The sequence below is a fragment of the Cupriavidus sp. FW305-46 genome, from assembly GCF_058787075.1.
The window spans coordinates 42,560-51,230 of the sequence record NZ_JBYSZI010000050.1 but is presented as its reverse complement, the minus strand read 5'-3'; the positions used below and the strand labels follow the sequence as shown (position 1 = coordinate 51,230).

Annotated in this window: 7 protein-coding genes; 6 read left to right on the top strand and 1 reads right to left on the bottom strand. The window is 66.2% G+C overall.

Translation table 11 applies throughout. From position 1 onward, the window contains the following. Window positions 1–321: 321 nt before the first annotated feature. Window positions 322–657, top strand: coding sequence for an iron donor protein CyaY (gene cyaY / locus AC3WON_RS22725; protein ID WP_010812358.1), 336 nt, complete (start codon window positions 322–324; stop codon window positions 655–657). A 71-nt stretch (window positions 658–728) separates the two neighbouring features. On the opposite strand, the gene AC3WON_RS22720 is transcribed toward cyaY, so the two are convergent. Further along, window positions 729–3,104: a penicillin-binding protein 1A gene (locus AC3WON_RS22720; protein ID WP_492352804.1), complete on the bottom strand. Its 2,376-nt coding sequence runs from the start codon at window positions 3,102–3,104 to the stop codon at window positions 729–731. A 402-nt stretch (window positions 3,105–3,506) separates the two neighbouring features. Here AC3WON_RS22720 and pilM point away from each other — a divergent pair, with 402 nt between their 5' ends. From pilM to AC3WON_RS22695, 5 genes are read left to right on the top strand one after another with little or no spacing between them, the layout of a single operon-like run. Continuing rightward, window positions 3,507–4,577, top strand: coding sequence for a type IV pilus assembly protein PilM (gene pilM / locus AC3WON_RS22715; RefSeq protein ID WP_035820419.1), 1,071 nt, complete (start codon window positions 3,507–3,509; stop codon window positions 4,575–4,577). 17 nt (window positions 4,578–4,594) lie between these two features. Continuing rightward, on the top strand, window positions 4,595–5,254 hold the full coding sequence (locus AC3WON_RS22710) for a PilN domain-containing protein (RefSeq protein WP_492320424.1): 660 nt from the start codon (window positions 4,595–4,597) through the stop codon (window positions 5,252–5,254). A gap of 2 nt (window positions 5,255–5,256) precedes the next feature. Then, window positions 5,257–5,928, top strand: coding sequence for a type IV pilus inner membrane component PilO (locus AC3WON_RS22705; protein WP_456806731.1), 672 nt, complete (start codon window positions 5,257–5,259; stop codon window positions 5,926–5,928). Further along, window positions 5,925–6,476: a pilus assembly protein PilP gene (locus AC3WON_RS22700; protein WP_492320423.1), complete on the top strand. Its 552-nt coding sequence runs from the start codon at window positions 5,925–5,927 to the stop codon at window positions 6,474–6,476. Before AC3WON_RS22705 ends, AC3WON_RS22700 begins: the two co-directional genes overlap by 4 nt. Then, window positions 6,473–8,599: a type IV pilus secretin PilQ gene (locus AC3WON_RS22695; RefSeq protein WP_492320422.1), complete on the top strand. Its 2,127-nt coding sequence runs from the start codon at window positions 6,473–6,475 to the stop codon at window positions 8,597–8,599. The genes AC3WON_RS22700 and AC3WON_RS22695 overlap by 4 nt, the downstream gene beginning before the upstream one ends. Window positions 8,600–8,671 lie beyond the last annotated feature (72 nt).

The following is an 8,671-nucleotide window of genomic DNA, read 5'->3' as shown; positions in this document are numbered from 1 at the left end:
GGCGGGCGGGGCCGGCATGGCATCGGCGCGGCCCAGGCCCGGATCCGTCACGGTCGGCGGGGTCGGCTCGGGCGGCACTTTGGGCATGGTCAGCGGCCCGCGGATGCCGCATCCGCCCAGTAGGGGCATCGCAAGGGCGGCGGCAAACGCCGATACAATCGCAACACGACGCAGCATCGGGTCGTCCTTTAGGCTGTTGGCAAGGCGTTGGATGGCCCGCGCGCAACGGCCGGGCATCCGAAGGATTCTTAACAAAAAAGCCGTTCGCGCCACGTACGCCCGGTCCGGGCAGCGGCGGCAACGGCGGTCTCGGAGTTTAGCATGCCCCCCTTGAGCGAAAGCGAGTTCCTGGCCCTGGCCACGCAGGAGCTGGACCGCATCGAAGCCACGGTCGAGGCGGCCGCCGACGCGGCCGACGCCGATATTGAGATCAGCCGCACCGGCAACGTGATGGAGCTGGAGTTCGAGAACGGCACCAAGATCATCATCAACAGCCAGGCGCCGATGCAGGAACTGTGGGTGGCCGCGCGCGCCGGCGGCTTCCACTTCCGCCGCGACGGCGAGCGCTGGATCGACACCCGCAACGGCGGCGAGCTGTACGCGGCGCTGTCGGGCTACGTCAGCGAGCAGGCCGGCGCGGCCCTCACGCTGGGCTGACGCAAAGCCTGCCTCGCGGCAAAAGAAAAGCCGGCCTCGTGGGCCGGCTTTCCGCTGTCTGGCGGCCGTGATCAGGCGCCGCCGAACATCTCCAGGATCTTCTTCTTCTCGGTCTCGGTGTCGGCCGGCGCGTTGGTCGACTCCTCCGGCTTGCCCGGCCACGGATCGCCCAGGCCCACCGAAGCCACCCCGGCGCCGCCGGCATTCTCTTCGAAGGTCCAGTCGCCGCCCACCATCAGCACGCCTTCCGGCGCAGGGCGCTCCGGCGACTCCGGCACGCCCTTGAGCGCCTTGCTCATGTAGCCCACCCAGATCGGCAGCGCCAGGCCGCCACCGGTTTCGCGCACGCCCAGGCTCTTGGGCTGGTCGTATCCCATCCAGGCGATTGCCACCAGGTTGGGCGTGTAGCCGGCAAACCAGGCATCGACCGCGTCGTTGGTGGTGCCGGTCTTGCCCGCCAGGTCGTTGCGGCCCAGGCGCTGCTTGGCGCTGTTGGCGGTGCCTATGCGCACCACGTCGCGCAGCATGGTGTCGGCGAGAAAGGCGGTGCGTGCGTCAAGCACGCGCACGGCGTCGGTGCCGGCGCGCTGCGGCTGGGTTTCGGAGATCACGTTGCCGCGCGCGTCCACCACCTTCTGGATCAGGTACGGGTTGATGCGGTAGCCGCCGTTGGCGAACACCGAGTACGCGCCCGCCATCTGCAGCGGCGTCACGGCGCCCGAGCCCAGCGCCATCGGCAGGTAGGCCGGGTGCTTGTCGGCCTCGAAGCCGAAGCGCGTGATGTAGTCCTGCGCGTACTGCGTGCCGATCGCGCGCAGGATCCGCACCGAGACCAGGTTCTTGGACTTGGCCAGCGCGCGGCGCATGGTCATCGGGCCCTCGAAGCGGCCGTCATAGTTCTTCGGTTCCCACACCTGGCCGCCGGTATCGGGGCCGATCGTCAGCGGTGCGTCGTTGATCACCGTGGCCGGCGAGAAGCCCTTTTCCAGCGCGGCCGAGTAGATGAACGGCTTGAAGCTGGAACCCGGCTGGCGCCAGGCCTGGGTCACGTGGTTGAACTTGTTGCGGTTGAAGTCGAAGCCGCCCACCATCGAACGGATCTCGCCGTCCTGCGGGTTGATCGACACGAACGCCGCGGCCACTTCCGGCAGCTGGGTCACCGACCAGTTGCCTTTCTCGTCCTGGGTCACGCGGATGACCGCGCCGGGGCGCATCTTCATCTTGGGTTGCGCGTTGGACGACAGCGACGGCGCGATAAAGCGCAGCGCCGAGCCCTCGATGGTTGCCACTTCGCCGGACAGCAGCGTCGCCTTCACCTGCTTGGCCGACACGCTGGTGACCACGGCCGAGCGCAGGTCGCCGCTGCCGGGGTGCTCGACCAGCGCATCGTCGATGGCCTGCTCGCGCTCGGCCGGGTCGGAAGGCAGGTCGATAAAGGCCTCGGGGCCGCGGTAGCCGTGCTTGCGCTCGTAGTTCATGATGCCGGTGCGCACCGACTCATAGGCGGCGTCCTGGTCCGGCTTGGTCAGCGTGGTGTAGACCGTCAGGCCGCGCGTGTAGGTTTCTTCGCGGTACTGCGCGTACATCAGCTGGCGCACGATCTCGGCGACGTATTCGGCGTGGGTCGAGAACTCGTTGCCCTCGGTGCGCACCTTAAGCTCGGCATGCACGGCCTGCTCGTACTGGTCGGGCGTGATATAGCCCAGGTCGCGCATGCGCTGCAGGATGTACTCCTGGCGCACCTTGGCGCGGCGCGGGTTGACCACCGGGTTGTACGCCGACGGCGCCTTGGGCAGGCCGGCCAGCATGGCGGCCTCGGCCGGCGTCACTTCGCGCACCGACTTGCCGAAGTACACGCGCGCGGCGCTGTCGAAGCCGTAGGCGCGCTGCCCCAGGTAGATCTGGTTCATGTACAGCTCGAGGATCTGATCCTTGTTCAGGTTGGCCTCGATCTTGTACGCCAGCAGCATCTCGTAGATCTTGCGCGTGTAGGTCTTCTCGCTGGACAGGAAGAAGTTGCGCGCCACCTGCATGGTGATGGTGGAGGCGCCCTGCGACAGCCCGCCGCGCAGGTTGGCCAGCCCGGCGCGCAGCACGCCGACAAAGTCGACGCCGCCGTGCTCGTAGAAGCGGTCGTCCTCGATCGCCAGGACCGCTTTTTTCATCACGTCCGGAATCTCGGCGATGGGCACGAAGTTGCGCCGCTCTTCGCCGAATTCGCCGATCAGCACATTGTCCGCGGTGTAGATGCGAAGCGGGATCTTGGGCCGGTAGTCGGTGATGGTGTCCAGCGAAGGCAGGTTGGGCGCGGCCACCAGCAGCGCGTAGCCGAGCAGCAGCGCAATCACGACGGCACCGGCGACAACCAGTCCGACCGCCCAGAACATGAGCCGCGTCCAGATCGGACGGCGGGCAGGGTGGGACGGCTTGTGTTGTGCGGTGGCCATAAGGGAAATACCTAGTCAGGGGTGCCCGGGATTATATCTTCCGGCATCGGCCCGCCCGGGCGTACAGTGGTGCGGGCGCCGCTATCGCGCTGTTACAAGATGTAATGTGGCGAATGCGTGCATGCACGGCGATGTTGTGTGCAGCTAGAGGGGTACGGGCAGGCGCACAAGCGGGCACGGAAGGGAACCCGACGACCGTGGGGTTTTGGCAACGGATTGGTGAGGGGCTTCTCAAAAAGAACTCGGCGCCAGTTCGGCACATTGCCACCGATGCTGGATTTTGTGAGAATCGACCAACATAAAAGAGCAAAGGTTTCATTCAAGAAACAAGGCTCGCCCGATTAGAGCGTTCAAGCCAGGGGCGAGTTCAAAAGTCAGGGGGTCACCTTGCGTCGGGGCATTTTGTCGGGGCTTCTACGCCGGACTACGGTCGGCGTGGATATCGGGTCGTCCAGTGTCAAGGTAGTCGAGCTGTCCGTAGGGGGCAGCAGGCAAGACTATCGGCTGGAAAAATGCGCCAGCGAACTGCTGGACCGCAACGCCGTTGCCGATGGCAACGTCATCAATATCGAGGCCGTCGGGATCGCGCTCAAACGCGCGCTGGGCAAGGCCGGCATCCGTTCGAAGGACGTGGTGCTGGGCGTGCCGTCCATGCTGACGGAGTCACAGACGGTCAGCCTGCCGGACAACCTGTCCGAAGACGAGCTGTATTCCCAGGTCGAGTCCGAGGCGCACCGGCTTTATCCGCCGTCGCAGGCGGTCAACTTCGACTTCGCCGTGATCGGCCCCAGCGAGACCGAGGGCGGCATCGGCGTGCGCGTCACGGCGGCCAACAGCGACCGCGTGCAGGAGCGCGTGACCGCGGCCGAGATGGCCGGGCTCAAGCCCCAGGTCATGGATGTCGAGGAATACGCGGTGCAGCGCTCGATCGTGCAGATGCTGGGCGTGCCGCACGAGATGCCCGAGGCCGATGCGCGCGCGCTGCCGGTGGTGGCGGTGATCCACCTGGGCGGCAGCCGTTCCAAGGCGATCTTCTACCAGGGCTGGAAGGAACTCTACGAGCAGCCGCTGAACAGCTACGGCGACCAGCTCACGCAGAGTGCGGCGCGCATGTTCACCCTCGACGCGCTCAAGGCCGAGATCAAGAAGCGCAAGAACACGCTGCCTGAAGCCTGGCGCGCGCAGTTGCTCAAGCCGTCGCTGGATGCACTGGCGATGGAAGTGCAGTCCGCGGTCGGCAACTTCATCGCCAGTTCCAGCCTGGGCCGGGTCGACGAGATCCTGCTCTCGGGCGGACATGCGTCGCTGCTCGGCGTGCAATCGGCAATCCAGCACCAGACCAAGATCACCACCACGCTGGCGAACCCGTTCGCCAACATGGCGACCAACGCCAAGGTCAACGAGCGCTACCTGCAGCGCGACTTGCCGGCGTACATCGTCAGTGCCGGCCTGGCCCTGCGCGGCCTGCAATAACGCACCGGAGGCATCAGATGTCTACGAACACACTGCCTTCGGTCAACCTGCTGCCTTACCACGAAGCCCGCAAGGCAGCACGCCGCAAGAAGGTCTATACGATGCTGGCCGGTGCCGCGGTGGCTGGCGCTGCCGTGGTGCTGCTGGGCGGCTTCTATATCGACGGGCGCATCGCTTCGGTGGTCGCGCTCAACCAGGTATTGAGCACTGAGAACGCCAGGCTGGACGGGCAGATCCGCGAGGTCAACAGCCTGAAGAAGGACATCGACGCGCTGCTGCAGCGCCAGAAGGCGGTTGAAAGCCTGCAGACCGAGCGCAACCGCCCGGTGCAGCTGCTTGAGGAACTGGTGCGGCAGGTGCCGGAGGGCGTCTACCTGACCAGCCTGAAGCAGACCGGCGAGGCCTTCACCATCGCGGGCGTGGCGCAGTCCAACGAGCGCATTTCCGAGCTGCTGCGCAACCTGGGCGGGGTGGCCTGGCTGGACAAGGCCGAGCTGGTCGAATCCAAGGCTGTCACCATGACCAACAACCTGCGCGAGCAGCGCCGGTTGTTCGACTTCTCGATGCGTTTCGCGTACCGCGCGCCGGAAGCGGCGGCCGACGGCAAGAAGGCCGTGCCGGGCGCGTCCGCACCCGCAGCCGCCCCAGTTCCCGCACCCGCAGCCGGAAAGGCCTGACCATGGCGCTCAATACTGAAATCAACCTGGCCGACCTGACCGGCCAGTTCCGCGGGCTCAACCTGAACGAACCGGAGACGTGGCCGGCCGCGCCGCGCGTGCTGTTCGCGGTGCTGGCCGCGGCCGTGGTGCTGCTGCTGGGCTGGCAGTTCTACTGGAGCGCCAAGTTCGACGAACTCGACCGCCAGCGCCAGGAGCAGGAAAGCCTGAAGCAGGCGTACCAGTCCAAGGTGGCGCAGGTGGCCAACCTGGACGCACTGCGCGAGCAGAAGAAGCAGGTGGAGCAGCGCGTGGCGCTGCTGGAGCGGCAGCTGCCCAACAAGGCCGAGATGGATGCACTGCTGGCCGACGTCAACCACGCCGGTGTCGCACGCGGGCTGCAGTTCGAGCTGTTCAAGCCGCAGGGGGCGGTGATCAAGCCCTACTTCGCCGAGATCCCGGTGAACCTGCGCGTGACCGGGCGCTACCACGAGGTGGCGCAGTTCAATGCCGACGTTGCGGCCCTGTCGCGGATCGTGTCGATGCAGAACCTGCAGCTGGCCAATACCAAGGAAGGCGGGATGTCGATGGAGGCGGTGGCGATGGCCTACCGCGCGCTCGACCCGGACGAGCAGGCCGCGCAGCGCAAGGCCGCGGCAGCCGCTGCGGCAGCCAAGGCAGGAGGTGCCAAATGAGGCGCACCGCCCGTACCCGCAGCCTCGCGTGGATCACGGCGCCACGCACGTTCGCGGCGGCGGCGCTGGCCGTCGGCCTGCTCGGCGCCTGCGGCGCCAGCGATGAAGACGCCTTGCGCCAGTGGATGGATGCCACACGCAGCGCGCGCGCCAAGCCGCCCGAGCCGCTGCCCGACGCCCGGCCCTATGTGCCGCGCGAGTACGCCGCAGCCAAGGCGCCCGAGCCCTTCGCGCAGGCCAAGATCGGCGAGCTGAACAAGACGCTGGCGGATTCGCCCGAAGCCGGGCGGCGCCGCGAGCCGCTGGAGGACTACCCGCTCGAGAACTTCAAGATGCTCGGGATGATGAAGAAGCACGGGGAGACCTTCGGCATCGTGCGGGTTGATAACAAGATCCACCATATCAAGGTGGGTCAGTATCTCGGCCAGAGCTATGGCCGGGTGGTCCGCATCACCGATCAGGAGATCGTGCTGCGCGAATTGGTCCGGGAGGGGGTATCAGAGTGGAAAGAGAAAATGACCAGCCTGAAGCTGGAGGTGGCGGCATGACCCTCGCGCGCTGGTACCGTGCGCTCGCGGGCGCCGCAAGAATGGCAATGGCGCTGTTGCTGGTGATTGCCGCGCCGGCCGCGCTGGCACAAAGCAACCGCATCAAGTCGGTTGACGTCAGCATGGTCGGGGAGCAGACCGTGTTCACGATCGAGCTCGAACGGCCGCTGGCGCAGAAGCCGGCGGACTTCACCACGCAGAACCCGGCACGGCTCGCGATCGATTTCTTCGATACCGGCTTTGCCAACCGGCGCGCGCAGTACGACTACGGCGGCAAGCTGGTCAAGTCAGCCAACGTGGTGCAGATCGGCGACCGTACCCGCGTGATCCTCGACCTCACGCGCAACGCCACCTATCGCACCGACCAGCGCGGCAACTATTTCGTGGTGGCGCTGGATAATGTGGCGCCGGCGGTCAAGAACGCTGCGCCCACGTTTGCGCCGGCTGCGACGGCGACGTCCACAGCCGCGGCGGCGCGGCCGTCGGTGCGCAATGTCGACTTCCGCCGCGGTGCCGATGGCGCCGGGCGCGTGGTGGTGGACCTGTCCTCGCGCGATTCGGGCATCAACATCGCGCAGCAGGGCAAGAATATCGTGGTCGATTTCCTCGGCACCACGCTGCCTGACAACCTGCGGCGGCGTTTCGACGTCAGCGACTTCGGCACGCCGGTGCAGGGCATGCAGGCCTCGGACACCAACGGCAACGCGCGCCTGACGATCGAGCCGCGCGGCAACTGGGAATACAGCTCGTACCAGACCGATACCCAGTTCGTGGTCGAGGTGCGCCCGGTCAAGGAAGACCCGACCAAGCTGATCAGTGGCCCAGGCTACCGCGGCGAGCGCCTGTCGCTGAACTTCCAGAACATCGACATCCGCTCGCTGCTGCAGGTGTTTGCCGATTTCACCAACCTGAACATCATCACCAGCGAAAGCGTGCAGGGCAACCTGACCCTGCGCCTGAAGGATGTGCCGTGGGACCAGGCGCTGCAGATCGTGATGGATGCCAAGGGCCTGGCCTCGCGCCGCAACGGCAATGTGCTGTGGGTGGCGCCCAAGGCGGAGCTGCAGACCAAGGAGAAGCTGGAACTGGAGTCGCAGCAGCAGATCAATGACCTGGAGCCGATCCGCAGCCAGGTCTTCCAGCTCAATTACCAGCGTGCCGAAGACGTGCGCAAGATGCTGCTGGGCACGGGGGCGGGCGGCGGTGCCGTGGCCGCCGTCAGTACCGCCGGGGCGGCGGGCGCCAGCACGCGCATGCTGTCCAGGCGCGGTTCGTTGACGGCCGATGCGCGCACCAACCAGCTCTTCGTCTCGGATATCGCCAGCAAGCTGGAAGAGGTGCAGAACTTCATCGGCAAGATCGACATCCCGGTGCGCCAGGTGATCATCGAGGCGCGCATCGTCGAGGCCACCGACTCCTTCAGCCGCAACCTGGGTGTGAAGCTGGGCTTTGCCGGGCAGTACAACAATGCCCGCGTCGGCAACACGTACAACAACGTGCTGCCCGGGGCCACCTCCGACAACGGCCCGTTCCTGAGCCTGCCCGCCGGTGCCATCAACGGCACCAACCCGGCCAATGTCGCGGTCAGCCTGTTCAACAGCGCCGCCACCAAATTCCTGGCACTGGAGTTGTCGGCGCTGGAAGCGGATGGCAAGGGCAAGATCATCTCCAGCCCGCGCGTGGTCACGGCCAACAACATCAAGGCGCTGATCGAGCAGGGTACCGAGCTGCCGTACCAGGCGGCGACCTCCAGCGGTGCGACCTCGGTGCAATTCCGCAAGGCCAACCTGAAGCTGGAAGTGACGCCCCAGATCACGCCCGAAGGCAATGTGCTGCTTGATGTGGACGTGAACAAGGACAGCGTCGGCATCCAGACCACTTCCGGCTTTGCCATCGACACCAAGCACGTGCAGACCCAGGTGCTGGTGGAGAACGGCGGCACGGTGGTGATCGGCGGCATCTACACCCAGACCGAGTCCAACGAAACCGACAAGGTGCCGCTGCTGGGTGATATCCCGGTGCTGGGCTACCTGTTCAAGAACAACGCCAAGGTGCGCAACCGCACCGAGCTGCTGGTGTTCCTGACCCCGCGCATCCTGAACGAGAGCGTGTCGCTCCGGTAGGGACATGGCGTCCGGAGGACGCCGGATACAGTAGACTGGCAGGCCGCATCGAGGGATGCGGCCTTTTTTTTG